General features: G+C 45.5%; 24 protein-coding genes and 2 tRNA genes. 24 read left to right on the top strand and 2 right to left on the bottom strand.

What is annotated here, in order from left to right:
• The first annotated feature begins 419 nt into the window (after positions 1 to 419).
• The 20 genes from BHE18_RS09010 (at position 420) to BHE18_RS09105 (ending at position 19,968) form a co-directional block, all read left to right on the top strand.
• Complete coding sequence (locus tag BHE18_RS09010; protein WP_032085219.1) at positions 420 to 602, top strand: small, acid-soluble spore protein, alpha/beta type; 183 nt, start codon at positions 420 to 422, stop codon at positions 600 to 602.
• Positions 603 to 820: 218 nt separating this feature from the next.
• A complete protein-coding gene (gene ispE / locus BHE18_RS09015; RefSeq protein ID WP_071618296.1) occupies positions 821 to 1,675 on the top strand; it encodes a 4-(cytidine 5'-diphospho)-2-C-methyl-D-erythritol kinase in 855 nt (284 codons plus the stop codon).
• Positions 1,676 to 1,743: 68 nt separating this feature from the next.
• The gene (gene purR, locus BHE18_RS09020) at positions 1,744 to 2,580 is read left to right on the top strand and encodes a pur operon repressor (RefSeq protein WP_071618297.1); all 837 of its coding nucleotides are present in this window, start codon (positions 1,744 to 1,746) and stop codon (positions 2,578 to 2,580) included.
• Positions 2,581 to 2,594: 14 nt separating this feature from the next.
• Positions 2,595 to 2,969, top strand: a complete 375-nt coding sequence (locus tag BHE18_RS09025) for a RidA family protein (RefSeq protein WP_071618298.1) — start codon at positions 2,595 to 2,597, stop codon at positions 2,967 to 2,969.
• Positions 2,970 to 3,161: 192 nt separating this feature from the next.
• The gene (gene spoVG / locus BHE18_RS09030) at positions 3,162 to 3,455 is read left to right on the top strand and encodes a septation regulator SpoVG (protein ID WP_032085215.1); all 294 of its coding nucleotides are present in this window, start codon (positions 3,162 to 3,164) and stop codon (positions 3,453 to 3,455) included.
• A 696-nt stretch (positions 3,456 to 4,151) separates the two neighbouring features.
• A complete protein-coding gene (glmU, locus tag BHE18_RS09035) occupies positions 4,152 to 5,525 on the top strand; it encodes a bifunctional UDP-N-acetylglucosamine diphosphorylase/glucosamine-1-phosphate N-acetyltransferase GlmU (protein WP_071618299.1) in 1,374 nt (457 codons plus the stop codon).
• 14 nt (positions 5,526 to 5,539) lie between these two features.
• Positions 5,540 to 6,499: a ribose-phosphate diphosphokinase gene (locus tag BHE18_RS09040; protein ID WP_071618300.1), complete on the top strand. Its 960-nt coding sequence runs from the start codon at positions 5,540 to 5,542 to the stop codon at positions 6,497 to 6,499.
• Positions 6,500 to 7,189: 690 nt separating this feature from the next.
• Complete coding sequence (locus tag BHE18_RS09045) at positions 7,190 to 7,843, top strand: 50S ribosomal protein L25/general stress protein Ctc (RefSeq protein ID WP_071618301.1); 654 nt, start codon at positions 7,190 to 7,192, stop codon at positions 7,841 to 7,843.
• 81 nt (positions 7,844 to 7,924) lie between these two features.
• On the top strand, positions 7,925 to 8,482 hold the full coding sequence (gene pth, locus BHE18_RS09050) for an aminoacyl-tRNA hydrolase (RefSeq protein WP_071618302.1): 558 nt from the start codon (positions 7,925 to 7,927) through the stop codon (positions 8,480 to 8,482).
• A gap of 115 nt (positions 8,483 to 8,597) precedes the next feature.
• Positions 8,598 to 8,828 (top strand): anti-sigma-F factor Fin family protein, encoded by a 231-nt coding sequence (locus BHE18_RS09055; RefSeq protein ID WP_071618303.1) that lies wholly within the window; start codon positions 8,598 to 8,600, stop codon positions 8,826 to 8,828.
• Positions 8,829 to 8,958: 130 nt separating this feature from the next.
• Positions 8,959 to 12,492: a transcription-repair coupling factor gene (gene mfd / locus BHE18_RS09060; protein WP_071618304.1), complete on the top strand. Its 3,534-nt coding sequence runs from the start codon at positions 8,959 to 8,961 to the stop codon at positions 12,490 to 12,492.
• 606 nt (positions 12,493 to 13,098) lie between these two features.
• Positions 13,099 to 13,635: a stage V sporulation protein T gene (spoVT, locus tag BHE18_RS09065; protein WP_032085208.1), complete on the top strand. Its 537-nt coding sequence runs from the start codon at positions 13,099 to 13,101 to the stop codon at positions 13,633 to 13,635.
• Between the two features lie 164 nt (positions 13,636 to 13,799).
• A complete protein-coding gene (locus tag BHE18_RS09070) occupies positions 13,800 to 15,422 on the top strand; it encodes a putative polysaccharide biosynthesis protein (protein WP_235860288.1) in 1,623 nt (540 codons plus the stop codon).
• A 9-nt stretch (positions 15,423 to 15,431) separates the two neighbouring features.
• Positions 15,432 to 16,898 carry a nucleoside triphosphate pyrophosphohydrolase gene (gene mazG / locus BHE18_RS09075; RefSeq protein WP_071618305.1) on the top strand — a complete coding sequence of 489 codons (1,467 nt, stop codon included), beginning with the start codon at positions 15,432 to 15,434 and terminating at the stop codon, positions 16,896 to 16,898.
• A gap of 23 nt (positions 16,899 to 16,921) precedes the next feature.
• A complete protein-coding gene (locus BHE18_RS09080) occupies positions 16,922 to 17,191 on the top strand; it encodes an RNA-binding S4 domain-containing protein (protein ID WP_071618324.1) in 270 nt (89 codons plus the stop codon).
• Between the two features lie 83 nt (positions 17,192 to 17,274).
• Positions 17,275 to 17,577 carry a sporulation protein YabP gene (gene yabP, locus BHE18_RS09085; protein ID WP_032085205.1) on the top strand — a complete coding sequence of 101 codons (303 nt, stop codon included), beginning with the start codon at positions 17,275 to 17,277 and terminating at the stop codon, positions 17,575 to 17,577.
• Positions 17,574 to 18,221, top strand: a complete 648-nt coding sequence (gene yabQ, locus BHE18_RS09090; RefSeq protein WP_071618306.1) for a spore cortex biosynthesis protein YabQ — start codon at positions 17,574 to 17,576, stop codon at positions 18,219 to 18,221. The genes yabP and yabQ overlap by 4 nt, the downstream gene beginning before the upstream one ends.
• Positions 18,222 to 18,267: 46 nt before the next feature.
• The gene (locus tag BHE18_RS09095; RefSeq protein WP_071618307.1) at positions 18,268 to 18,642 is read left to right on the top strand and encodes an FtsB family cell division protein; all 375 of its coding nucleotides are present in this window, start codon (positions 18,268 to 18,270) and stop codon (positions 18,640 to 18,642) included.
• A 92-nt stretch (positions 18,643 to 18,734) separates the two neighbouring features.
• On the top strand, positions 18,735 to 19,157 hold the full coding sequence (locus tag BHE18_RS09100) for a S1 domain-containing RNA-binding protein (protein ID WP_071618308.1): 423 nt from the start codon (positions 18,735 to 18,737) through the stop codon (positions 19,155 to 19,157).
• Positions 19,158 to 19,497: 340 nt separating this feature from the next.
• The gene (locus tag BHE18_RS09105; RefSeq protein WP_071618309.1) at positions 19,498 to 19,968 is read left to right on the top strand and encodes a DinB family protein; all 471 of its coding nucleotides are present in this window, start codon (positions 19,498 to 19,500) and stop codon (positions 19,966 to 19,968) included.
• 89 nt (positions 19,969 to 20,057) lie between these two features.
• Here the strand turns inward: BHE18_RS09105 and BHE18_RS09110 are convergent.
• Together BHE18_RS09110 and BHE18_RS09115 are read right to left on the bottom strand one after the other, a co-directional pair.
• Positions 20,058 to 20,129, bottom strand: a tRNA-Glu gene (locus tag BHE18_RS09110).
• Between the two features lie 10 nt (positions 20,130 to 20,139).
• Positions 20,140 to 20,216 (bottom strand) — tRNA-Met (locus tag BHE18_RS09115).
• A 282-nt stretch (positions 20,217 to 20,498) separates the two neighbouring features.
• Here BHE18_RS09115 and spoIIE point away from each other — a divergent pair.
• The 4 genes from spoIIE to tilS all read left to right on the top strand — a co-directional run bounded on the left by spoIIE (position 20,499) and on the right by tilS (position 26,263).
• Positions 20,499 to 22,991, top strand: coding sequence for a stage II sporulation protein E (gene spoIIE / locus BHE18_RS09120; RefSeq protein ID WP_071618310.1), 2,493 nt, complete (start codon positions 20,499 to 20,501; stop codon positions 22,989 to 22,991).
• A gap of 97 nt (positions 22,992 to 23,088) precedes the next feature.
• The gene (locus tag BHE18_RS09125) at positions 23,089 to 23,829 is read left to right on the top strand and encodes a VWA domain-containing protein (protein WP_032085199.1); all 741 of its coding nucleotides are present in this window, start codon (positions 23,089 to 23,091) and stop codon (positions 23,827 to 23,829) included.
• Positions 23,798 to 24,790: a protein kinase domain-containing protein gene (locus BHE18_RS09130; RefSeq protein WP_071618325.1), complete on the top strand. Its 993-nt coding sequence runs from the start codon at positions 23,798 to 23,800 to the stop codon at positions 24,788 to 24,790. Before BHE18_RS09125 ends, BHE18_RS09130 begins: the two co-directional genes overlap by 32 nt.
• Positions 24,791 to 24,856: 66 nt before the next feature.
• Complete coding sequence (tilS, locus tag BHE18_RS09135) at positions 24,857 to 26,263, top strand: tRNA lysidine(34) synthetase TilS (protein WP_071618311.1); 1,407 nt, start codon at positions 24,857 to 24,859, stop codon at positions 26,261 to 26,263.
• Positions 26,264 to 26,265: the final 2 nt, after the last annotated feature.

Genomic DNA, 26,265 nt, shown 5'->3' on the forward strand with positions numbered 1-26,265 from the left:
TTTACGCGCATAGACGCCGAGAGAAATGGGAGGGTCCACCACCATGTCGCTTGTGGAGATCCAAAGGTGCGATCATATTTTAGTACCTATTATTGGAAATACCCCTTTCCGGTCTATTAACGTGCCACGCGTGTTTCCAGATATATTTAAATTTGGGTGTATCTGTTTGACCATGCCGTGTCTCTTATATTGAACACTTAAGAAATCCGGAGAAAAACAAAGATATTCTAAGTAACCTGCCATTATCGTGAGGGAGGCTCACGGGTCATCCGCGGAAAGCGAAGTATCCCACGGAAATTAACAGCGGTATTAACTGCCGAACCTAAAAAATCCTCCTGAAATTGGTTCCTGTCCCCTAGTAAAGAATCGTCCATCCCGGTACATATTAAACATATGGTACATCTTAAGGGGGAATAACAATGAGCAGAAGAAGAGGAATCATGTCTGAGCAATTAAAAGAAGAACTTGCACAGGAACTCGGGTTCTATGATGTTGTTCAGAAAGAAGGCTGGGGCGGCATCACATCACGGGATGCCGGAAACATGGTCAAACGTGCAGTCGAACGCGCCAGCAGCCAGCTGTCTTCCATGAACAGCCTGTAGCTCTTTTCTTTTAGGAGTATCTTGCCTTTAATCCGTACCAATAGAGGATCATCTCAGGTGCAACTCCATGAGATGATCCTTTTTATATGAGGCCGTCTTTTCTAATGCAGGTTAACGTGGTAAAATATCATATTTGAATGAGTATCGCAAGATGATGACACTTCCTGAAGAAGTGTATGATACAATAAGTGAAAAGAGTATGGTAAGAAGGTGATGAAATGAGGTTATCAGTCAAGGCGCCGGCAAAAATTAACCTGTCACTCGATGTATTACATAAACGCCCCGATGGATTCCACGAGGTGGAGATGATCATGACGACCATCGATTTAGCAGATCGAATCGAACTCACAAATCTTTCTGAAGATACGATTAAGATCCTTTCCCATAATCGATTTGTCCCGGATGATGGAAGAAACCTTGCCTATCAGGCTGCCCAATTGTTAAAGGACCGGTTGAATATAAAACAGGGAGTGGCGATCTCCATTGATAAGGTGATCCCGGTGGCTGCGGGGCTTGCCGGGGGGAGCAGTGATGCGGCTGCCACGTTAAAAGGATTGAACCAGCTATGGGATTTAGGGCTCAGTACGGACGAGCTTGCCGATCTCGGAGCGGAAATAGGGTCGGATGTCTCTTTCTGTGTATACGGAGGGACTGCGCTTGCAACCGGCCGCGGTGAAAAGATTGAACATCTGCCCGCCCCTCCCAATTGCTGGGTCATCCTGGCGAAACCGACCATTGGGGTTTCGACAGCTGATGTTTATAAAAATTTAAATGTCCAGAATATCAAGCACCCGGATACTGCAGCGATGATTTCCGCGCTGAACCGCGGTTCGTACAGCGACATTTGCGCAAACCTCGGGAATGTATTGGAATCGGTGACCCTCGATTTGTATCCTGAAGTTGCACAAATCAAGGATCAGATGGAACGCTTCGGAGCCGATGCAGTATTGATGAGCGGAAGCGGCCCGACAGTTTACGGACTTGTCCAGTATGAATCAAGGCTTCACCGGATCTATAACGGGCTGAGGGGATTCTGTGACCAAGTTTTTGCAGTCCGAATGCTTGGTGAATAAGCATTTGCTTAAATCCGTATATTAATGGTATATTTACTTTATAATATTCGGATTTGGAGGTAGTTTTGGTGAAGTTTAAGCGTAGTGAACGATTGATTGACATGACTCATTATTTAGCAGAGCGCCCTCACCAACTTGTACCTTTGACATTTTTCTCTGAGCGTTATGGTTCTGCCAAGTCCTCCATCAGTGAAGACTTGACGATCATTAAAGAAACCTTTGAAGGACGCGGGATAGGAATTGTTCAGACGGTACCGGGAGCGGCAGGGGGAGTGAAATACATCCCCAAGGTAAATGCCGGTGAGGCAAAAGAAGTGATAGAGGAACTGTGCCAGCATATGGAAAGCTCGGACAGGCTCCTTCCCGGCGGTTACTTATACATGACAGACCTGCTGGGGAATCCCCTGTTAATGAAGAAGGTGGGGAAGCTCCTTGCTTCGGCATTCGCTGAAAAAGAAATCGATGTCATCATGACGGTCGCCACAAAAGGAATTCCAATTGCAAACGCAATTGCAGCATACCTGAATGTTCCCGTCGTCATCGTCCGAAGGGACAGCCGTGTGACGGAAGGTTCGACTGTAAGTATCAATTATGTTTCCGGATCTTCCAAGAGAATTCAATCGATGGTCCTTTCCAAGAGAAGCTTGAAAGAAGGATCGAATGTACTGGTGGTCGATGATTTCATGAAAGCCGGCGGAACGGTCAATGGGATGAAGAATCTTCTGGAAGAATTTTCGGCGACATTATCAGGCATCGGCGTGCTGGTGGAATCGGAGAATGCAGAAGAGCGACTAGTGGATGATTATGTATCACTATTGAAATTATCTGATGTGAACGAAAAGAATAAGCAAATTTCCTTGAAACAGGGAAATTACTTTCAATCAAACCTGACATTCTTATCATAAAGGAGGCAGATACAATGCGTGTTGTTTCAACAAATCAAGCACCTGCAGCAATCGGTCCGTATTCTCAAGGGATCGTCGTAAACAATCTTTTCTACAGTTCCGGACAGATTCCGTTGACGGCAGAAGGCAATATGGTCGAAGGGGATATCGCCGCAGAGACACACCAGGTCTTTCAAAACCTGCAAGCCGTGTTAAAAGAAGCGGGGGCTTCCCTTGAAACTGTCGTAAAAGCCACCGTATTCATTAAGGATATGAATGATTTCGGTGCAATCAACGAAGTATACGGAGAGTATTTCCATACTCATAAACCGGCACGTTCCTGTGTGGAAGTTGCCCGCCTGCCAAAAGATGCAGGGGTTGAAATCGAAGTAATCGCACTCGTGAAGTAATCTTCACGGGTGTTTTTTTATGCTGGAAAAGCTTCAAGCGGCAGTGTTAACGGCCTTAGGACAAAAGATATATGCACAGATTAAGTGAAAAATAAAATTTTTCAAAAAATTTTACATTTAAAGAAGGAATATCTAATCAAATCGTTGAATAAGTACAGTAGATTTCATCTAGGGAAAAAGGTGGTGAACAGAATGGAAGTAACTGACGTAAGATTACGCAGGGTAAACACCGATGGCCGCATGAGAGCGATTGCATCGATTACATTGGATAATGAATTTGTTGTCCATGACATTCGTGTAATTGATGGGAACAATGGTTTATTCGTAGCAATGCCGAGTAAGCGTACTCCTGATGGGGAATTTCGTGATATCGCTCACCCGATCAATTCCGGTACACGCGGCAAAATACAAGATGCCGTGTTAGCAGAGTATCACCGTCTAGGTGAGCTTGAAGAAGTGGAGTTAGAAGAAGCTGGCGCTTCCTAAAAGAATCTATTGCAACAAGAGCCTACTTCCACAGTAGTGCTCTTTTTTTCTTTTCTTCCTAATACCCCAATTAATCCTCCTTGAAACCTCTTTTATAAAACATTTTAATTTTTTTATTTTAGATTAGTAACAACTTGTTAACTCTATTCCGTCTTTAAGTCGAAGAAATTAGCTATTGATAATCATTGATTATTACAGTTTCAAGCGGTTGATTTGAGTCTAAGACGAAGACTCCTGCGGGGGAAAGTGGCCAATGTGAGACCTGTCCAGCTCCGGCGGCTAGAGGCTCGAGGTCATAAGTCAAGCAATCCAAAAAGGCAAAAAGCGCCTTTCCGGCTTGCTCGCCTTATGCTTGTCGCCTCTGACCGAGCCGCCTCCGCTTTTCTATTTGTCCAGATGCAGGGCTTAGACGCACATGTCATAAGCCAAACCGTCTAAGAAGCCAAGGAACGCCTTCGTGGACGATTCGTCTTATGCCCCACGCCTCTGACCAAAGCCCTTCCGCTTTTCTGATGGAAAGCGAAGTCTTGCACGGAAATCAATAGCGGCTATTAGAAGCACTACCTATAATTACCCGGCAAATTTTTTAACAAATCTATTACTTGACAAATATATGTATATTTTTCTCTATCCTTGAAATGAAAGAGTTTTTAGGATATATTCGTTATGGATAAAAAGGTTATTGGAGGACCAAAAATGACAAAACGATATGCCGTTATATTAGCTGCCGGACAGGGCACAAGAATGAAGTCGAAGTTATACAAAGTTCTTCACCCTGTATGCGGTAAGCCTATGGTGGAACATGTGGTCGACCAAATTACAACATTGAATATAGAGAAAACTGTTACGATCATCGGCCATGGTGCTGAACTGGTGAAATCCCACTTGGAAGGCAAAAGCGATTTTGCCCTTCAGGAAGAACAACTGGGTACAGCTCATGCGGTCATGCAATCAGAAGATGTTCTCGGCAATTTAGAGGGGACAACGCTGGTTGTATGCGGAGATACTCCACTGATCAAGGCGGAAACGATGGAATCACTTGTGAAGCATCATGAAGAACAGGGAGCAAAAGCAACCATTCTGACAGGCTACACAGAAGCACCTGATGGGTACGGACGGATCATCCGCAGTCAATCAGGTTTGGTGGAACGCATCGTAGAACACAAAGATGCCTCACAAGAAGAGAGACAAGTGAAGGAAATCAATACAGGCACATACTGCTTTGATAATAAAGCATTATTCAATACCCTCAAAAAGGTATCAAACGACAACGTTCAGGGTGAATACTACCTGCCGGATGTCATCGAAATCCTTCAGAAAGAGGGAGAAGTCGTGAGCGCTTATCAAACAAGCGACTTTGATGAAACGCTGGGCGTAAACGACCGCGTAGCATTATCTCAAGCAGAGGCAACAATGAAAAAGCGCATCAACGAACAGCATATGAGAAACGGCGTGACGATCCAGGATCCCGTCAACACGTATATCGATGCCGGAGTGTCAATCGGCAGGGACACAATCATCATGCCTGGCACTGTGATCAAAGGGAATTCTTCAATCGGGGAAGACTCCCTGATCGGTCCGAATACGGAAGTGAAGGATTCGACAATCGGAGATCGCACAGTCGTGAAGCAATCCGTTGCACATGACAGCTCCATCGGTTCGGATGTGCAGATCGGTCCTTTCGCTCATATCCGTCCTGATTCAAGCATCGGGGATGAAGTGAAGATCGGAAACTTCGTCGAAATCAAGAAAGCCTCCTTCGGGAAAGGAAGCAAAGCTTCTCACCTAAGCTACATCGGTGATGCAGAGGTAGGAAGCGACGTCAATATCGGATGCGGATCGATCACTGTCAACTATGACGGCAAGAATAAACATCTGACAACGATTGAAGACGGAGTATTCGTCGGCTGCAACTCCAACCTGGTTGCGCCAGTGAAGGTCGGTAAGGGTGCTTACATCGCAGCCGGTTCGACAATAACTGAAGACGTTCCGGGAGAGTCGCTTTCAATTGCCAGGGCTCGTCAGGTCAATAAAGAAAACTATGTACAAAATCTTAATCATAAGAAATAAACTGGAGGTCCACCATGCCAAACTCTTATATTAATTCTAAGCTGAAAATATTCTCTCTTAATTCGAACCATGAGCTTGCAAAGGAAATCGCTGATGAAGTTGGCCTTGAACTGGGTAAATCTTCTGTTAAACGCTTCAGTGACGGCGAAATTCAGATTAATATCGAAGAAAGTATCCGCGGATGCGATGTCTTCGTCATTCAATCGACTTCCCAGCCGGTCAATGAGCACTTGATGGAACTCTTGATCATGGTCGATGCATTGAAACGTGCATCTGCTAAAACCATCACAATCGTGATGCCTTATTATGGATATGCCCGTCAAGATCGTAAGGCAAGAGCCCGTGAGCCGATCACTGCCAAGCTTGTTGCAAATCTGTTGGAAACGGCTGGTGCAACCCGTGTTATCACATTGGATCTGCATGCTCCTCAAATCCAAGGTTTCTTCGACATCTTGATTGATCACTTAATGGGAGTGCCGATCTTAGCTGAGTACTTCCAGGAAAAAGGATTCAAAAATGAAGACATCGTCATCGTATCTCCAGACCATGGCGGTGTTACAAGAGCCCGTAAACTTGCGGAGCGCCTTAAGGCACCGATCGCGATCATCGATAAACGACGTCCTAAGCCTAACGTGGCGGAAGTCATGAATATCGTTGGTAACATCGACGGCAAAGTGGCAATCTTGATTGATGATATCATCGACACTGCAGGTACGATCACACTTGCTGCAAACGCGCTTGTGGAAAACGGTGCAAAAGAAGTGTTCGCTTGCTGTACGCACCCTGTCCTTTCAGGTCCTGCAATTGAGCGCATCGAGAATTCCAACATCAAAGAGCTGGTCGTATTGAACACGATCCAGCTGACTGAAGAGAAGATGATCGGCAAAATCAAGCAGCTTTCAGTGGCAAAACTGATCAGCGAAGCCATCATCCGCGTCTACGAACAAAAATCCGTAAGTACGCTATTCGATTAAGAATTAATATCAGTGTTTGTGCTATGAAAAGAACCCGTTTTCTCCATTTGAGAAAGCGGGTTCTTTTACTATGCTTCAGTTCTGATCACCGCATTGGATTTCCGTGCAAGACTTCGCTTTCCGCGGGCGAGCGTGGAGCCTCCTCGGCTTTGCCTGCGGGGTCTCCACTGCTTCGCTTTTCCCGCAGGAGTCTTCGTCTTGCACTCCAATCCAACGCTGGTAATGTTTAATTTATATAAATCCCCTTTACAAATTAAAAATCGGATTATGAAATCCCCCTTAAATAAGAAAAATGATTGTAATTCTTTATCAGTCCTGAGTTGTTTGGAGCGGAAGGTGCTCGACTCCTGCGGGATTTGCGGGACAGGTGAGACTTGTCCAGCTCCGCGGCTTAGAGGCACATGTCATAAGTCAAACCGGCCAAGAAGGCAAAGAACGCCTTCGTGGCCAATTCGCCTTATGCCACCCGCCTCTGAGCAAAGCCCCTCCACCTTTCCAACCCGCAGGAGCATAGCGACGAGGAGGCTCACCGCCCGCCCCGCGTAAGCGAGCACCTGCAGCGGAAATCAACGGGCTTTGTAAACGGGGGGGGGGAATCTACAATTCACATGTTTATTCCCCATATAAATAGGGTAATTACTATATATAGAACTCTATAATTAAAAGATTAGGGAAGGTGTTGGATTAAACATGGCAACAGAATTAAAAGCAAAAACAAGAGATGATTTCAAACGCTCAACATTAACGAAGCTGAGACATGAAGGCAATATCCCGGGCGTTGTCTACGGCTATAAAGCAGAAAACACACCAATCGCGGTCGACGCGATTACTTTCATTAAAACAATCCGTGAAGTCGGACGAAACGGAATCATTTCATTGAACGTAAATGGAAATAAACAAAATGTCATTTTAAGTGATTACCAGCAGGATCATATTAAAGATCAGATCACTCATGTTGATTTCCTTGCGGTTAACATGTCAGAAGAAATTGATGCAGACGTCCGCATCGAGCTTACAGGTGAATCTGCCGGAGTTAAAGACGGAGGAGTGCTGCAGCAGCCGCTTCATGAAGTATCCGTCACGGCCAAGCCATCTGATATTCCGGAATCAATCGAAGTGGATATTTCCGAACTTCAAGTAGGGGACACAGTGACGATAGGGGATGTACGTGATAAATACAGCGTTACATTGAATGAAGAAGATGAACGCACCATCGCTTCCGTCCTGGCGCCTAGACAGGAAGAAGAAATTTCTACAGGTGAAGAGCAGGAAGACGGCGTTCCTGAAAACGAAGAAGGCAGAGAGACTGAAGCGAGCGAGGAAAGTGAGTCTTCTGAAGAATAATTAATTTTTTTAGCGTAACCTTTTGCAGGTTGCGCTTTTTACGTTTATCCTAGTAGTAATAGGTCAGAATGAGGTGGAAGCATGAAATTAATCGTCGGACTCGGCAACCCGGGCTCGCAATACGAAAAAACTAGACATAATATCGGGTTTGTCATTGTGGATGCACTTGCCGAGCGGCTGGGTGTCTCTTTAAATCAATCGAAGTTTAAAGGGGTTTATGGCACCTATCACTATAAAGGAGAGAAAATCGTCCTTTTAAAGCCGCTTACATACATGAATTTATCAGGAGAGAGCATCGTCCCGTTAATGGATTACTTTGATATAGATGAGGAAGACCTGCTTGTCATCTATGATGATCTGGACCTGCCTGTAGGAAAGATCAGGCTTCGCCAGAAAGGCAGTGCAGGCGGACACAACGGCATCAAGTCAACGATCGCCCATTTGGGCACCCAGAACTTCAACCGGATACGCGTCGGCATCGACCGTCCAACAAACGGCATGAGTGTCCCGGACTATGTGCTCGGCAGATTCAGTAAAGACGAACAGGCAGAACTGGACAAAGTCATCACCGACTCTGTCGACGCCTGTGAAACATGGTTTGACAAACCTTTCATCGAGGTAATGAATAAATTTAATTAGAAATCGATTCAAAAGAGAGCAATAGGCGGTATTGCTGCAAAACTAAGCAGCCAACTGAATAACTCCCTTCTATTCCGTTCATACTAATCGTATAAATGGAATTGGAGGGATATCTATGGCTATCCACTATCATTGCCGTCATTGCGGTACAAATGTAGGGACGATCTCCAATATGTCGGTCCACTCAGAACAGCTCGGCATCCACAAACTGACTGAGGAAGAACGTCTGCACATGGTTCAGTATCAAGACAATGGAGATATCCGTGTCCGCACAATCTGTGAAGACTGCCAGGAAAGTCTTGAACGAAATCCGGATTATCATCAGCTGGATTATATCATCCAGTAAGTTTAATAAGCATGAAAAGGAACAGCGCTTTGGTAGCAAAACCAAAGCATTTTTCTGTTTTTACTATAGTGAGCCATTCCGCACAAATGAAGAAATAGAGATAGAAAGATCCACGGGGAGGAGCGTACTCTTGAAAGGTATTTTAAAACAAATCCATCAAAGTGAAGAACTTCAATCCCTCATCACGGGAGTTGAAGAACAATTATCAGAGCAGCTTGTCGCAGGACTGTCAGGTTCGCCGCGCACGGCCTATATCGCCGATGTATATTTAGAGACCGGCAAATCGGCAATGGTCGTCACACACAATCTGTTTCAGGCCCAGAAGATATATGACGATCTTATTCAGTTCCTTTCGGAAGATGAAGTTTTTCTTTATTCCGCCAACGAACTGATTGCAGCAGAGCTCAGTGTGGCAAGTCCGGAACTGCGTTCTCAGCGGATCGAAGTATTGAATAAGCTGTCTAAAAATCAAAAAGGTGTATACATTGTCCCTGTTGCCGGGCTTAGAAAAATCCTTCCGGAGAAAAAACAGTGGGAAAAGAATCAAATCACCTTTACCCAAGGAGAAGATATCGATCTGGATGATGTGCTGAATCAATTGGTCCAGATGGGATATCAGCGCACGGGGATGGTCAGCACACCCGGAGAATTCAGTCTCCGCGGCGGTATTATCGATATTTACCCGCTGACCCTTCCGAACCCTGTACGAATCGAATTATTCGATACGGAGATCGATTCGATCCGTACGTTTTCGGTGGATGACCAGCGCTCAATCGACAAGCTGACCACCATCGAAATCGGTCCCGCTTCAGAAGTGCTGATGAACTATGAGGACATGGACAGCTTGATCAAAAAGATCGAGTCCGGCATGTCCAAAAGTCTGAAAAAGATAAAATCGGATAGTGTGAAAGAAAAATTGACCGAATACATCGGACACGAAATCGCACAGCTTGAGAACGGGCAGATTCCTGAGCAAATATTCAAGTACCTCTCGCTTGCCTACGAGGTGCCTGGTAGTTTGCTAGACTATCTGCCGTCTGACAGCGTCATTTTCTTCGACGAATACAGCAGGATCATGGAAACGAGTGAATCCCTGGAAAGAGAAGAAGCAGAGTGGTATACGTCCCTTCTGCAGGATGGACAGATCATCCACGATATTTCCGTGTCTCATAAATTTCAGGCCTTGACGGCAAACACGAAGCTGCCTAAGGTTTATTTTTCATTGTTCCTGCGTCATATCCCGAATACAAGCCCTCAGAATATTTTCAATGTTTCCGCGAAACCGATGCAGAGTTTCCATGGGCAGATGAATGTCCTGAAAGCAGAGCTTGACCGCTGGAAGAAAGGAAAGTATACGGTCGTCCTGCTTGGGCCGGACGAAGAACGTGTAAAGAAGCTGCAGCGTGTACTCGATGACTATAAAATCGAAATTGCCTTTGTCGAGGACGGTTCGAAGTTATTAAATGGCAAAGTACAGATGGTCAATGGCAGCCTGACGAACGGGTTCGAGCTTCCGATGCAGAAGCTTGCCGTCATCACCGAAGAAGAGTTGTTCAATAAAAAAACCAAAAAGAAACCGAGAAGGCAGAAGCTTTCAAATGCTGAAAGGATTAAAAGCTACTCCGAACTGAAAGTCGGGGATTATGTGGTGCATGTGAACCACGGGATCGGGAAATACCTGGGATTGGAAACACTTGAAATCAACGGAGTGCACAAGGATTATCTCCATGTTAAATACCAGGGCAGCGATAAACTGTATGTTCCTGTTGAGCAGATCGAGCTCGTCCAAAAGTATGTCGGTTCGGAGAGTAAAGAACCGAAGCTTTATAAGCTTGGAGGAACTGAGTGGAAGAAGGTAAAATCCAAGGTGCAGTCTTCCGTTCAGGATATAGCAGACGACTTGATCAAGCTATATGCAGAGCGTGAAGCGGCCAGAGGATATGCGTTCTCGCCGGATGGCGATATGCAGCGTGATTTTGAAACGGCCTTTCCATATGAAGAAACGGATGATCAATTAAGGTCGATCCACGAAATCAAGCATGATATGGAAAAAGAGAGGCCGATGGATCGATTGCTCTGTGGAGATGTAGGATACGGGAAGACGGAAGTAGCGATCCGTGCTGCCTTCAAAGCAATCGCTGACGGCAAGCAGGTAGCCTTCCTGGTACCGACCACCATACTCGCCCAGCAGCACTTTGAAACCATCAAGGAACGCTTTCAGGATTTCCCGATTGAAATCGGCCTGTTGAGCCGTTTCCGGACGAGGAAGCAGCAGCAGGAGACCATCAAGGGGTTGAAGGCAGGAACGGTCGATATCGTAGTCGGCACACACCGTCTTTTATCAAAAGATATTCAGTACCGCGATATCGGACTGCTCATCATCGATGAAGAGCAGCGATTCGGTGTCACCCATAAAGAAAAGATCAAACAGCTGAAAACGAATATCGACGTGCTGACGCTGACGGCCACCCCGATTCCCCGCACTCTTCATATGTCGATGCTCGGGGTAAGGGATTTATCTGTCATCGAAACACCGCCTGAGAACCGATTCCCTGTGCAGACATATGTCATGGAGTACAACGGACCGCTAATCAAAGAGGCAATCGAGCGGGAGATGGCGCGGAACGGACAGGTGTATTTCCTCTATAACCGTGTCGAAGATATTGAACGGAAAGCGGATGAAATTTCGATGCTCGTTCCAGATGCCAGGATTGCATATGCACACGGACAGATGAGTGAAAGTGAACTTGAGTCGGTCATTTTAGGCTTCCTTACCGGGGAATATGATGTGCTCGTCACGACCACGATCATCGAAACAGGGGTCGATATCCCGAATGTCAATACTCTGATCGTCTTTGATGCCGACCGCATGGGCTTATCACAGCTGTATCAGCTCCGAGGACGGGTAGGACGTTCGAACAGGGTGGCGTATGCGTACTTCACGTACCGGAAGGACAAGGTGCTGACCGAAGTGGCTGAAAAACGCCTGCAGGCCATCAAGGAGTTCACGGAGCTCGGTTCCGGTTTCAAGATCGCCATGCGTGATCTGACCATCCGCGGTGCAGGGAATCTTCTAGGGGCGCAGCAGCACGGCTTCATCGACTCAGTCGGATTCGATCTGTATTCGCAAATGCTTAAAGAAGCAATCGAGGAACGGAAGGGAGACCTGCCGAAACAGCCTGCGTCTACTTTTGAGGTCGATATTGAAGTGGATGCCTATATCCCGGATGACTACATCAAGGACGGGCATCAGAAAATTGAGATGTATAAACGATTCCGCTCGATCTCTTCACTCCCTGAGTTAGAAGAATTGCAGGAAGAGATGCTCGACCGCTTTGGTGAATATCCGGAAGAAGTGGAATATCTATTCCTCATCTCCGAAATGAAGGTCTTTGCCAAAAACACGGATCTGGAAAACATCAAGCGGGAACAGAAAAGCGTAAACATCTATATGTCTCCTGAAGGAACAAGCCGGATCGACGGTTCCAAAGTATTCGATATCTGCAACAAACACGGACGTGCAGTCGGACTCGGAATGGAAGGCTCCAAACTGAAAATATCAATCAACACCGCACGCCTTGAAACATCAAAATGGTTCCACATGGCCTATGACATCATCAAGAACCTGGATACAGCACTTAAGGAAGAAAATACAGTGTCCTGAATTGAGGTATAGTAGTAAAAAAATCAAAATATGCAATGGGCTTTAAGATTGTGATTTAGAGTAGAGGAGAATGAAGGTGTTCAATCTAAAAAGAGGAAAATGATTTACTATACATCTACATTTAAACCTAGAGTGGATTGGAGCGGAAGGCACTTGACTCCGACGGGATTAAGAGGAAAGGTCGAGACCCCGCAGGCGGAACGCCGAGGAGGCTCGACTTCCTCCCCGCGGAAAGCAAGTGCCTGCAGCGGAAAGAAACGGTCCACGTTAAACACCTTACTTAAAATGCATTTACAGTAGCCGTCACTTTCGATACAATCAGTTGATTTTCGACATTTAACTCTAATATTCGTTATCACATTGTAACTGAACTGTAAATGCGTTCACTGGTTTATTTTACTATGATAAGGGTATTAGTATTAATGCAGCTGCCAACTTTGGAAAAAGTAACCTGCACTAGCATTTTAGTGAAATGACAGAAAAAATAACAGAATGTGTATAGAACTTCTAAGATGTAAGATACTAAACTCAACAATGGCAAAGTATTCAAACCAAATGGATGCCTTGCTAAATAAAAATCATCTGATGAAAGTGAGGCAACTATAGATGAAAGCAACTGGAATTGTTCGTCGTATTGATGATTTAGGCCGCGTTGTTATTCCGAAAGAAATCCGCAGGACTTTAAGGATCCGCGAGGGAGATCCCCTTGAGATCTTCGTAGACCGCGACGGGGAAGTCATCTTGAAGAAATACTCTCCGATCAGCGAACTGAGCGATTTCGCAAAGGAATATGCAGAAGCATTATACGACAGCTTAGGAAGTGCCGTACTAATCTGTGATCGTGATGCAGTAATCGCGATTGCCGGTGCATCGAAGAAAGAGTATTTGAACAAAAATGTCAGCGAATTGATTGAAAAGGTCATGGATGACCGTACATCATTCCTGCACACCCAGCAGGGACAAGCCGAGCTTGTAGATGGACATGAAGAAGATCTGAATTCTTATACGATCGCTCCGATTGTAGCAAACGGAGATCCGATCGGGGCCGTTACGATTTTCTCCAAGGATCGTACGGTTGGAGAAGTGGAACAAAAGGCAGTGGAAACGGCAGCTGGCTTCTTGGCAAGACAGATGGAATCATAATACAGAGGGAGTGGCAGCCGCCACTCTCCTTTTTTTCTTCTTTCAATCATCCTTGGAAAGCGAAGTCTTGCACGGTATCTGTCAGCGACTTATGATAAAATAATAGTAAATTTCTACATAAACCGGTTCAGCTGGAAGTAACACATGGAAAGGCAGGAAGCCCGTTGAGGAAGCAATATTCCTCCAAGCAATTTCTCAAAGGAGCCATGGTATTGACGGTGGCTGCGCTCGTGACCAAAATATTAAGCGCCGTCTATCGTGTCCCTTTTCAGAATATCGTTGGAGATATCGGATTTTATATATATCAGCAGGTTTATCCTTTTTACGGAATCGCTATCGCGTTATCCACTTACGGGTTTCCTGTTATCATTTCAAAGCTTGTCGCGGAAAAGATTGAGGAAAATGATGAAGAAGGGGCAAAGGACGCTGCCCTGACTTCTTTTCTTTTTTTGTGCATCACAGGCTTGATTTGGTTCATGATTATCTTTTTCGGTGCAGGCATGATCGCAGGCTGGATGGGGGACCGGCATCTCAAGCCCCTCATCCAGGTCATATCTCTTTCCTTCCTGCTCCTCCCCCCGCTGTCAGCACTGAGGGGATATTATCAAGGGAAAGAAGATATGCTCCCGACTGCCGTATCGCAGGTGGCGGAGCAGAGCTTCAGGGTAGTGACCATCCTGATATTCTCCTTCATTTTGGTCGGTCAGGGACAATCATTATACACGGTCGGGAAGGGAGCATTATTCGGATCGATCACCGGCGGGATTGCTGCGGTCATCGTGCTGATTTTCTTCCAGGCACTTAAAAAGGAGAAGGGGCTGTCGTCAGGGATCTTTACACTTTCGAAGGATTATCTCTCCATTTGGAAACGGCTTTTGAAGGACGGCACTGCAATCTGTGTAAGCGCCATGCTGCTGATCCTGCTTCAATTCATCGATTCGTTGAACGTGTATGCATTATTGACTTCTTCCGGTATGGAAGAAAATGCGGCCAAGGCGTTGAAGGGGATCTATGACCGCGGACAGCCCTTTGTGCAGCTTGGAAATGTCGCTGCAACTTCGATTTCGCTCACGATCGTCCCTCTTGTGACAAGCGCGTATATCGGTAAAAAAGAAGCACTCGTAAGGGAATACAGTCAATTGTCGCTGAAAATCAGCATTATCATCGGATTTGCCGCGTCGCTTGGCTTGATCAATCTCATTGTCCCGACGAATACGATGCTGTTTGAAAATGCAGAAGGTTCCGGTGTGATTGCCGTTTTTTGCATCTCGATATTTTTCAGCTGTCTGATCCTGACATTTGCAGGGATTTTTCAGGGGATCGGAAGGATTTATTTTCCGGCGTATTGCATCATTGCAGGGGTTCTGCTTAAATATGCTGGCAACGCCGTCCTTGTCCCTTCGTACGGCACGATGGGAGCGTCTCTTTCAACCGTCATTTCCTTGGCAGTGATCACGGTGCTGATGGTGTTCCGGTTGAAAAAACTGTTCCCGATCAGACTGATTGATCCCTCTTTTTATTTGACGCTGTTCGCAAGCGGTGCTGCGATGACGGCTGTACTTCAGGGACTTATGTTTCTGTACAGCATCACGTTGAACGCAGGGCTGCCTGAGCGGCAGATGTCGGTTGTTTTCTCTTTAGGGGGAGTGGTGACCGGCGGGGCAGTGTTTATTATTGTGCTGCTTAGAGGGAATGTCCTGAGTCAGGAAGAAATCGGTTTTTTGCCGTTCGGAAGCAAGTGGGTCCGCCTGTTGGGAAAAATACAGCCAATTTCAAAAAGAAGATAGGAGAGTATTATGAATACGATTACGATTGTCGGCCTCGGAGCCGGGGATTTGGAGCAGCTGCCTCTGGGTGTCTATCGTCTTATTAGAAGCAGTGAAACGCTATTTTTACGTACAAAAGAACATCCTGTAGTCAATGATTTAACTGCAGAAGGAGTGGAGTTCCGTTCTTTTGATGAAACATATGAAAAGCATGACCGTTTTGAAGAGGTATATGAAGAAATTACACAGATTCTTGTCTCGCAGGCTGAAAAAGGGCCGCTTGTCTATGCCGTGCCGGGTCATCCGCTTGTAGCTGAAAAAACGGTCCAGCTTCTGCTCGGGCTTCAGCAGGAAGGGAAGATTGACGTGAAGGTCGGAGGGGGGCAAAGTTTTATTGATGCCCTCTTCGCATCAGTGGGTGCCGACCCCATTGACGGGTTTCAACTATTGGATGGAACGAGCCTGCGGCTTCAGGATATCCATATGAATCAGCAGCTCATCATCGGTCAGGTGTATGACGGCTTCATCGCTTCTGAAGTAAAGCTTACCTTGATGGAACTGTATCCGTACGACTATGAGGTCATGCTGGTAACCGCTGCGGGCAGTAAAGATGAGCAGGTGGAGAGAATCCCTCTCGTTGAGCTGGACCGCGCCGCGGGTCTCAGTAATCTGACAAGCCTATATGTACCGGCCGTCAGGGGAATAGAGGGTTCCTTCAAGCAATATGGAACGCTGAGGGAAATCATCTCAACGCTGCGGGGACCGGACGGATGTCCGTGGGATAAGGAACAGACCCATCAATCGTTGAAAAAGTATCTGATTGAAGAAACCTATGAATTACTGGAAGCAATTGATGAAGATGATATCGATCATATAGTCGAGGAGCTTGGCGACGTACTCCTTCAAGTCATGCTGCATGCCCAGATCGGAGAGGATGAAGGAATGTTCACGATGGAGGAAGTGATCGAAACCATAGCTTCTAAAATGGTACGGCGACATCCTCACGTGTTCGGTTCAGTGGAAGTGGAAAATGCGGATCAGGTCACAGCGAACTGGGATAAAATCAAGCTGCAAGAAAAAGGCGGCGCGGAAGGACATGAGCCGATGCTCAAAAACACGGCCAAGGGAATGCCTGCCCTCATAAAAGCATATGAATATCAGAAAAAGGCCGCCAAGGTCGGTTTCGACTGGCCGGATGCGAAGGGTGCCTGGGATAAAGTATGGGAAGAATTGAAGGAATTCGAAAGTGAAATGGAGAATAGTAGTGAAACCGCACTAAAGAAAGAATTTGGTGATATCTTATTTGCTCTTGTCAATGTTGCACGCTTCTATAAAATTTTTCCCGAGGAAGCGCTAGCGATGACAAATACGAAGTTTTACCGCCGTTTTTCCTATGTTGAAGAAAAAGTCCGCAGTTCGGGGAAGGCCTTTGACGATTTTACGCTGGAAGAACTCGATTCCTTCTGGAATGAAGCGAAAAACAATAATATCGAGTAGGGGAGTTTTTATAGATGGTATCAATGAGATTAGATAAATACTTAAAAGTATCCAGATTGATCAAACGAAGGACGCTTGCGAAAGAAATAGCAGATCAGGGGAGGATTCTGGTCAACGGCACCCAGGCGAAAGCAAGCTCCAACGTAAAAGTCGGGGACGAGCTCAGTGTAAGGTTTGGACAAAAAGTGATGAGGGTAAAGATTGAGAGGCTTCTTGATACAACCAAGAAAGAAGAGGCCAGCAGCCTCTATTCCGTCATTTCCGAAGAACGGATCAAAGAGGAATCGGAGTAAGCAGGCCTTCTTTTTGTTCTAAAATGCCCCTGTCCACATACATATAGTACAAAGCTTGTACTATGTGAATGTGAGGGATAGAGATGAACCAATATTATGATGGAAACAAAGACAAGACATCTTACCAGGAACATGATGTCATCATGAGAGGCAGGAAGCTGCTCGATATTACAGGCGTCAAACAGGTGGAAAGCTTCGATAACGAAGAATTCCTGCTTGAAACGGTCATGGGCATCCTGTCGGTCAGGGGTCAGAATCTGCAAATGAAAAATCTTGATGTCGATAAGGGGATCGTCTCGATTAAAGGAAAGGTGTTTGACCTGATTTATCTGGACGAACACAATTCGGAGAAAGCTAAAGGACTCTTTAGCAAGCTGTTTCGATGACCCTGACGACCCAGTTTTACACCATGCTTTCAATGATCGGAATGGGAGCGTTATTTGGTGCGTCGCTGGATACGTACAACCGGTTCCTGAACAGGTCCCAGCGGAAGCGCTGGCTGGTATTCTTAAATGATCTGCTGTTTTGGATCTATCAGGCACTGGCCATTTTCTATATCCTGTTTTCAGTCAACTACGGGGAACTCCGCTTTTATATTTTCGTCGCGCTTCTATGCGGGTTTGCCGGCTATCAGGCACTGCTTAAGCAAGCGTATCTCCGCTTGCTGGAAAGACTGATCCTGTTTGTGATTTCACTTTATAATTTTTTGGTTGCCACAGTGAAAAAGCTGGTGTATTCGCCGATAAAATGGATAGTGGTTCTGCTGATCACGCTCGTTTTTTCAATAGCGAAAGGGCTATGGAAAACCGCAGCATTCCTGTTTAAAATCGTTTTTTCCATCTTTAGATGGGTGTTTAAGCTCGTATGGAGTCCGATTTGGTGGATTCTTAAAGGGATTTGGAATTTATTGCCGAATCATCTTACAAAAAGAGTCGAGAAGTTATATAATAAAATGGCAGGAATAACGATGTTCAATATCAAAAAAATATATAGAGTCATAGAAAAGGTGAAAAAGCGCTTCAAGAAATAGCGCCTTTTCCCTTTCCTTCTGACTTTAGTAAAAAGGAGGTTTGGGAATGAGGAAAAACGTTACGTCAATGGAAAATGAATATGTTCGTCATCAGGAGCATATGCATAAGTCGTCATCGAAGAGAAAAAAACGTTTGGTCCGCAGATTATCCTTATTTTTTGTGTTAGTGCTGGCAATTAGTGGATTTATGGTCTCGACTCTCATTTCCAGAGCCCAAATGTTAGAAGAAAAACAAGCGGAAAAAACACAGTTGGAAAATAAAATGGAACAGCTGAAAGATCACCAGAATGCCTTGGAAGAAGAGATCGTCAAGCTTAATGATGATGATTATATCGCCAAGCTTGCACGCCGCGATTACTTCTTATCCGATGATGGTGAAATCATATTCAATATCCCGGAACCGGAGAAAAAGAAAGAATAAGAAGAGGTGTCTTATTGACACTCTTTTTTTTAATTGGCTATAATATATAGTAAGGTTTATCTTTTATAATTTTAAGGAGGAGCATTTCTTTTATGTCAATCGAAGTAGGCAGCAAGTTACAGGGTAAGGTAACAGGCATTACAAATTTTGGAGCGTTCGTGGAGCTATCGGAAGGTTCAACTGGTTTGGTACACATTAGTGAGGTTGCAGACAATTACGTTAAGGATATCAATGAACACCTTAAAGTCGGTGACGAAGTAACGGTTAAAGTCATTAATGTAGAAAACGATGGAAAGATCGGATTATCCATCCGTAAAGCCAAAGATCAGCCACAACGCCCGCAGCGCCCACAGCGCCCTCAGCGTCCGCGTAACAACAAACCGACTGATACGCGTACGAAAGAAAATTTCGAACAGAAGATGGCGCGTTTCCTGAAAGACAGTGAAGACCGCCTGTCATCTTTAAAGAAAAACACTGAATCGCGACGCGGCGGAAGAGGGGCGAAACGAGGTTAACTTGCTGTCTATTAACTCATATAGCAGGTTGTACGACAGGAGCAGGCACATTCATTTATGAGTGTGCCTGTTTTTTTGTTGAACTTTGTAAGGGGAATGGTCACGACGCGGTTATCGATTTCAATAATAAATTCATAATCTGGTTTTGGTTTGAAGGAAGGTTAGGCGGTTTTTCCGAATGCAGCCCCGTTTCTATGGAAAAAATCTGCATATCCTGCAGTAATACTGGTTTAGCTGCAAAATAAACGGCCATTATAAACAATTTTAATACTGTAAAAAGGAGTTTTATCTACCGCCACCGAATATTTGTTTGTACACAGACAAATGGGGTGGAGCAAATATGAATAGAGAAGAACTTCTCGATCATCATGACTATTTTATTTTATGGCTGAAGGAATTGAAGGGTGTTGAAGAGGATAAATGGTTCGCACCGATGGAAGAAGGGAAATGGTCGATTGCTGAAAATGTTTCGCATATTATAAAATGGGACAAGTATATCCTCGAAAGTGTCCTGCCGAATATATCTGAAGGGGCTGTCCTCCCTGCATTTCCTGATTTCAACACGTTCAACAGGAAAGCTGCAGACTATGCCCGCGGCCGGATCACCCAGGAACGGCTCCTGGAGGAGGGTATTGAAACACGGAATTCCATCCTTCATTTTATTGACGGCCTGGATGAGAATCGGCTGGGAGAGTCCTTTGAAGTGGATGACCATCACTATACCCTGAGCGAGTTCTTTGACGATTTCATCTGGCATGACAAGCATCACCAGAAACAGATCGAAGAGACACTCTATAAAGAGAAGGCATAAGAAAAAAGACTATCCGGGATCCGGATAGTCTTTTTCATTGTTTACCTTCAGCGCCAAACCCAGTTTAGGGCGCTTCCGCTTTTCTAGTATGACCCGTACGGGATTCGAACCCGTGTTACCGCCGTGAAAGGGCGGTGTCTTAACCGCTTGACCAACGGGCCTAAAAAAATATGGTAGCGGCGGAGGGGATCGAACCCCCGACCTCACGGGTATGAACCGTACGCTCTAGCCAGCTGAGCTACACCGCCATATGTATTTTAAGCACAAAATCTATAATACATACAAACAAAAATCTTGTCAACAGAAATTATAAAAGAATTTGTCAAAATTCCTTCAAGTCAGTCTGCGTCTTGCGTATAGGAGCAAATTGGAAAAAAACACTCCGGTATGGAGTGAAATTATCAGAATATTATAACGTATCCGATAGAATGCCGTCGAAACATTCTTAGGCTTTATTCCCTCATTTTGACAAACTTCTGAACTTGTCCCATTTATACTAAACAAAAAAGTAAATGGGGAGTGTTTGTTACATGGGTAAAGCCGATCAGTCAATCATAGAACCTGTTCAAAATGTAGACATTGAACACACCAGACTGGAATTTTCCAAAGGGATCAAGTCGGTTTATTCCAAATTGGAATGGCTGTTTGTACAAAAAGGGATCGCACTGTTCATCATCGGATTTTTATTGGGAAGGGCACTCATTCTGTCACATTTGACTCCATTTGCCCTGCCTTTCTTTGCGTCAGTCTACCTTGTCCGGAGGGAGAAGTCTCCGATTGCTTTACTTGGACTGCTCGCCGGGGCCGTCACATTATCTTTCTCTAGTATTACGTATACGTTTGCAAGTACGATACTATTCCTGTTAATTTTCCGGTTAACGCAGAAGTATCATAAAAATGAACTTAAATATGTAGCATTTTATGTGTTATTCACTGCACTGAGTGTGAAGCTTGCCTTCAATTACATCCAGCAGGATCAGGTCCTGACCATCTATAACGGGGTCATGGCCATGATCGAGGCGACTCTTGCCTTTCTATTAACCTATATTTTCATACAAAGTATACCGCTTGTGACAGTGCAGCGGAGAAGGCGTTCACTCAAAACAGAAGAAGTAGTCAGCCTGATCATCCTGCTAGCGTCGATCATGACAGGCACGATCGGCTGGGCTGTATACAGTCTGTCCATCGAACATATCCTGTCCCGCTACCTGGTGCTGTTATTCTCTTTTGTGGCAGGGGCTACAATCGGGTCGACTGTCGGGGTCGTGACAGGTCTGATTTTCAGTCTGGCTAGTGTTGCGAGCTTTTATCAAATGAGTTTGCTTGCTTTTTCTGGACTTCTGGGCGGATTGATGAAAGAAGGAAAGAAATTTGGAGCGGCAATCGGTTTGCTGATCGCTACCCTTTTGATGGGGATGTACGGAGACAGTGATACGGTTTTGACAAAAACATTGTATGAATCGGGCGTGGCGATCCTCTTATTGTTCCTGACTCCGCAGAGCCTCGCCCTTAAAATAGCCAAGCATATTCCGGGGACACCCGAGTACCAGCAGGAGCAGCAGGGGTATATGAGGCGGGTAAGGGATGTGACGGCGAACAGGGTCACTCAGTTTTCGTCTGTGTTTCAGGCGTTATCGAAAAGTTTTCAGCAGATTGAAGACCAATTTGAAGAGGAGGAAGATAAGGAGTTTGACTATTTCTTAAGCAATGTAACGGAAAAAACGTGTCAGACATGCTTTAAAAAGGATCAATGCTGGTCACGGAATTTCGATAAAACCTATAATCTGATGAAAGATGTGATGAATGAATTCGACCAGGGGAAAATACCCCTCAACCCGAGTCTTCACCGGGAATTGGACAAGCATTGTACAAAAGAAAAGAAGCTGCAGGATACGATTTATCAGGAACTGACCTTTTACCAGGCCAATTTGAAACTGAAAAAACAAGTAAAGGAGAGTAGGAGATTAGTAGCCGATCAATTACTTGGCGTTTCTGAAGTCATGGGGAACTTCGCGAAAGAGATTCAAAGAGAAAGGGAAAATCATTTTATACAGGAGGAGCACATCCTATCGAGTATCAATGAATTCGGGATTGATATAGAGAATATTGAAATCTACAATCTGGAACAGGGGAATGTTGATATAGATATTACGACCCCTTACTGCGGGGGTCATGGGCAGGGGGAGAAACTGATTGCTCCGATGCTTTCGGATATCGCCGGGGAGAATATTATCCTGTTTAAGGAGGATTGTGCCCAATTTCCGAACGGATACTGTCAGATGACATTCAGGTCGGCAAAAAAATTCGTGGTCGATACAGGTGTATCGCATGCGGCCAAAGGAGGGGGGCTTGTATCGGGTGACAGTTATTCAATGATTGAACTTGGTGCCGGAAAGTTTGCGGTTGCGATCAGTGACGGTATGGGGAACGGGGAACGTGCCCATTATGAGAGCAACGAAACGCTCAGGCTGCTTCAAAAGATCCTTGAGTCGGGAATCGAGGAGGAGGTAGCAATCAAGTCCGTCAATTCCATCCTGTCACTCAGGACGAATGATGAAATTTTTTCAACCCTTGACCTGGCAATGATCGACCTTCAAAATGCATCCTCTAAATTCCTCAAGATCGGTTCCACACCGAGCTTTATTAAGCGCGGGGATAAAGTGATGAAAATAGAAGCGAGCAACCTGCCGATGGGGATGCTGCAGCATGATTTTGATGTGGATGTCGTGTCGGAACAGCTGAAAGCGGGCGATCTGTTGATCATGATGAGCGACGGTGCCTTTGAAGGGCCGAAGCATGTAGAAAACTATGATGTCTGGATGAAACGAAAAGTGACGGAACTTCAAACGGATGACCCTCAGGAAGTGGCGGATATACTGATGGAAGAAGTGATACGTTCAAGTTCCGGTTTGATAGAAGACGATATGACCATCATGGTATCGAAGATCAAACATAATATTCCGAAATGGGCGTCGATCCCAGTGCAAAAACCATATGAAAAGGATAAGAAAAGAATCTCCTAAGGAAGGCGGTCTTCTCTATAAATATAGTGAATTGAAGTATAAATCCCTCCTGATTCGGCGAAGATGATACCATCTTTTGAATTAGGAGGGGAGTCTGATGAAGACAGGTACACTTCGTCAAATTCTATTGTTAACGGATGGCTGTTCGAACCAGGGTGAAGACCCGATTGCCATGGCGGCACTCGCAAAGGAGCAGGGGATAACGGTCAATGTAATCGGAGTAATGGATAATGATGTGATTGATGATAACGGGATGCAGGAGATTGAAGGGATCGCCCTGTCAGGCGGCGGGGTCAGCCAGATTGTCTATGCCCAGCAGCTGTCGCAGACGGTCCAGATGGTCACGAGGAAAGCGATGACCCAGACGCTGCAGGGACTGGTGAATAATGAACTGAAACAAATCCTCGGAAAATCGGCTTCGATGGAAGAATTACCTCCCGACCAGCGCGGGGAAGTGATGGAAGTGGTGGATGAGCTTGGCGAGAATGTGGACATGGAAGTGTTGATTCTTGTCGATACTTCTGCGAGCATGAAGCATAAGCTTCCGACGGTCAAGGAAGCCTTGTTGGATCTGTCTTTAAGCCTGAATGCGAGAATGGGAGACAACAAATTTTCTGTATTTGTATTTCCCGGGAAACGACAGGATGTCGAAAAACTGCTGGATTGGACACCTAAACTTGAAACGCTTACGAGTATTTTCTCTAAATTGTCCCCAGGCGGTATCACCCCGACAGGTCCGGCCATTTCTGAAGCTCTGACATACTTTAAGAAAAAACGTTCATTAAGGGGATTGCTCTCTCGTGGCGATGATGAACAATACTTCGAAGAAACCATTTAATTTCCCTGCGGGGACGGTGATCCGCGGGAAATGGTATAAACAGATTTATACCATTGTGAAAGAGTTGGGATATGGCGCCAACGGAATGGTCTATCTGGTGCAGGGCGCCTCCGGCTACCTTGCCTTGAAGATGAGTGACAGCAATGTCTCCATCACTTCGGAAGTCAATGTATTGAAGTCTTTTTCCAAGGTCCAGGGAACTCCCCTTGGACCTAAGCTTCATCAAGTCGATGACTGGGAGACCAGGGGCGTCATCATTCATTTTTACACGATGGAATATATACAGGGGATGAATCTATTAAGTTTCGTACAATCGAAAGGGCCTTCATGGACGGGTGTCCTTATAGCCCAGCTGCTTTCAGACCTTGAGCGGATCCACCGGGAAGGGTGGGTGTTCGGCGATCTTAAGCCCGAAAATCTGATCGTGACGGGTCCGCCGTACCGGATACGCTGTATCGATGTCGGCGGGACAACGATACAAGGAAGGGCCATAAAGGAATTCACCGAGTTCTTCGACCGCGGTTACTGGCTTGGGGGTTCCAGGAAAGCAGAACCTACCTATGATCTTTTCTCAGTGGGTATGATCTTAATTAATCTAGCCTATCCCCAGCGTTTTAATAAAAGCGGAACGGGGAATATGCAGCAATTAAGGAAGGCCATTGCATCGAAAGACCAATTGAGCAAGTTTCAGTCCACCATTGAAAAAGCGCTGGAAGGAAGTTTCCGTACAGCGGGTGAGATGAGAATTCATTTGTTGAATGGGCTCTCGCATGGCAGAAGCGCTCACTCTGCCGGTCAGGCTGTAAAAGCCGCTTCATCTTCTGCGGCACAACCGGCTTCCCAGCGGAGCAGGGTGCAGAAGCAACAGAGGAAGAAAACGAGTCATTTTCTTGAAACTGTACTGGTGGTCATGATCGTCTCCCTCCTTTATGTCTTATACATATACGGAGAGCTGATGTAGATTGGTAGTAGCTGAGCGCTGAAATTGTTACAATGGGGAAAAAGAGCCCGGGAAGAGGAACGTAACATGTTTGAGCATACGGTGAAAGATTTCATACAGCGTCATGGATTGATCGAAGCAGGCGACCGGATCGTGACAGGCGTTTCCGGAGGACCGGATTCGCTGGCGCTGCTTCATTTTCTTCATGTGAATAGAAAGGAATGGGGAGCCGAAGTGATTGCTGCTCATCTCGATCATATGTTTCGGGGAGAGGAGTCATATCAGGAGCTCCTTTTTGTTAAGGATTTTTGTGAAAAGCGGGACATCCCTTTTTACGGTGAAAGAATCGATGTCGGGAAAGTCATGGAAGACAAATCGGGCAGCCTCCAGGAAAGCGCCCGCAACGTCCGCTATGGGTTCCTCGGGGAAGTCATGGAGGAAGTATCTGCGGACAAGCTGGCACTTGGCCATCACGGGGATGATCAGATGGAAACGATCTTGATGAGGATGACCAGGGGTTCTGCCGGAAAGGGAAGGGCAGGCATCCCGTATAAGCGCGAGATCCAAAGGGGAATGATCATCCGTCCATTCCTGACAGTGACCAAAAAGGATATCTGGGACTACTGCAGAGAGCACGGACTCACCCCCCGCATCGACCCCAGCAATGAAAAAGATCTTTACACAAGGAACCGCTTCAGGAGGGCGGTCATTCCTTTCCTGAAGGAAGAAAACCCCCAGGTCCATCATCAATTTCAACAATTTAGTGAAGAAATAACAGAAGATGAAGAGTTTTTAGAGGAATTAACACGGGTAAAGTTGAATAAAGTATGGAATAATACTGAGGTTTTCTCCGTATTGAATATCGAAGGCTTCCTTGCAATGGCTGAGCCTTTACAAAGAAGAGGGATTAATCTAATATTAAACTATCTTTACAAACTAAGACCATCTTCTTTATCGACTATACATATTTACGATGTATTGGGTATATTAAGAGGAAATTCACCTAATGCTAGCTTGGATTTACCTGGAGGTCTCAGAGTAACAAGGGCATATGACACCTGTTATTTTCACTTTGGGAAATTAGAGTCTGGTCAAGCCCCTTATTGCTATGAGTTAAAGGAACATACACCTCTTACACTTCCAAGCGGTTCTCAATTTATTCTCAAGGATTCTTCAGAAGTCCGCGGTTCAAGCGGCGGTGACTGCATTTACCTCCATCGAGGAGATACAGCGCTCCCGTTATCCATCCGGACGAGGAAGACAGGGGATCGATTGAAAATCAAGGGTTTAAATGGGACCAAAAAGCTTAAATCCTTATTTATTGATGAAAAGGTCCCTCGCCATTTGCGCGACGCGTGGCCGGTTGTCACGGATGCCGAGGATAACATACTCTGGGTGCCGGGCATTAAAAAGTCAATATACGATTTAGGAGAAGCCCGGGAAAATAGTTTAGTATTACAATTTAAAAGCAATCATCTTCTAGGAGGCAGTTGAAC

Source organism: Rossellomorea aquimaris, assembly GCF_001877785.1.
GTDB lineage: Bacteria > Bacillota > Bacilli > Bacillales > Bacillaceae_B > Rossellomorea > Rossellomorea aquimaris_A.

Coding starts and splice junctions, on each gene's coding strand:
- BHE18_RS09010 (WP_032085219.1), top strand. CDS start 420: ATGAGCAGAAGAAGAGGAATCATGTCTGAGCAATTAAAAGAAGAACTT.
- ispE (WP_071618296.1), top strand. CDS start 821: ATGAGGTTATCAGTCAAGGCGCCGGCAAAAATTAACCTGTCACTCGAT.
- BHE18_RS09025 (WP_071618298.1), top strand. CDS start 2,595: ATGCGTGTTGTTTCAACAAATCAAGCACCTGCAGCAATCGGTCCGTAT.
- spoVG (WP_032085215.1), top strand. CDS start 3,162: ATGGAAGTAACTGACGTAAGATTACGCAGGGTAAACACCGATGGCCGC.
- glmU (WP_071618299.1), top strand. CDS start 4,152: ATGACAAAACGATATGCCGTTATATTAGCTGCCGGACAGGGCACAAGA.
- BHE18_RS09040 (WP_071618300.1), top strand. CDS start 5,540: ATGCCAAACTCTTATATTAATTCTAAGCTGAAAATATTCTCTCTTAAT.
- BHE18_RS09045 (WP_071618301.1), top strand. CDS start 7,190: ATGGCAACAGAATTAAAAGCAAAAACAAGAGATGATTTCAAACGCTCA.
- pth (WP_071618302.1), top strand. CDS start 7,925: ATGAAATTAATCGTCGGACTCGGCAACCCGGGCTCGCAATACGAAAAA.
- BHE18_RS09055 (WP_071618303.1), top strand. CDS start 8,598: ATGGCTATCCACTATCATTGCCGTCATTGCGGTACAAATGTAGGGACG.
- spoVT (WP_032085208.1), top strand. CDS start 13,099: ATGAAAGCAACTGGAATTGTTCGTCGTATTGATGATTTAGGCCGCGTT.
- mazG (WP_071618305.1), top strand. CDS start 15,432: ATGAATACGATTACGATTGTCGGCCTCGGAGCCGGGGATTTGGAGCAG.
- BHE18_RS09080 (WP_071618324.1), top strand. CDS start 16,922: ATGAGATTAGATAAATACTTAAAAGTATCCAGATTGATCAAACGAAGG.
- yabP (WP_032085205.1), top strand. CDS start 17,275: ATGAACCAATATTATGATGGAAACAAAGACAAGACATCTTACCAGGAA.
- yabQ (WP_071618306.1), top strand. CDS start 17,574: ATGACCCTGACGACCCAGTTTTACACCATGCTTTCAATGATCGGAATG.
- BHE18_RS09095 (WP_071618307.1), top strand. CDS start 18,268: ATGAGGAAAAACGTTACGTCAATGGAAAATGAATATGTTCGTCATCAG.
- BHE18_RS09100 (WP_071618308.1), top strand. CDS start 18,735: ATGTCAATCGAAGTAGGCAGCAAGTTACAGGGTAAGGTAACAGGCATT.
- BHE18_RS09105 (WP_071618309.1), top strand. CDS start 19,498: ATGAATAGAGAAGAACTTCTCGATCATCATGACTATTTTATTTTATGG.
- spoIIE (WP_071618310.1), top strand. CDS start 20,499: ATGGGTAAAGCCGATCAGTCAATCATAGAACCTGTTCAAAATGTAGAC.
- BHE18_RS09125 (WP_032085199.1), top strand. CDS start 23,089: ATGAAGACAGGTACACTTCGTCAAATTCTATTGTTAACGGATGGCTGT.
- BHE18_RS09130 (WP_071618325.1), top strand. CDS start 23,798: ATGATGAACAATACTTCGAAGAAACCATTTAATTTCCCTGCGGGGACG.
- tilS (WP_071618311.1), top strand. CDS start 24,857: ATGTTTGAGCATACGGTGAAAGATTTCATACAGCGTCATGGATTGATC.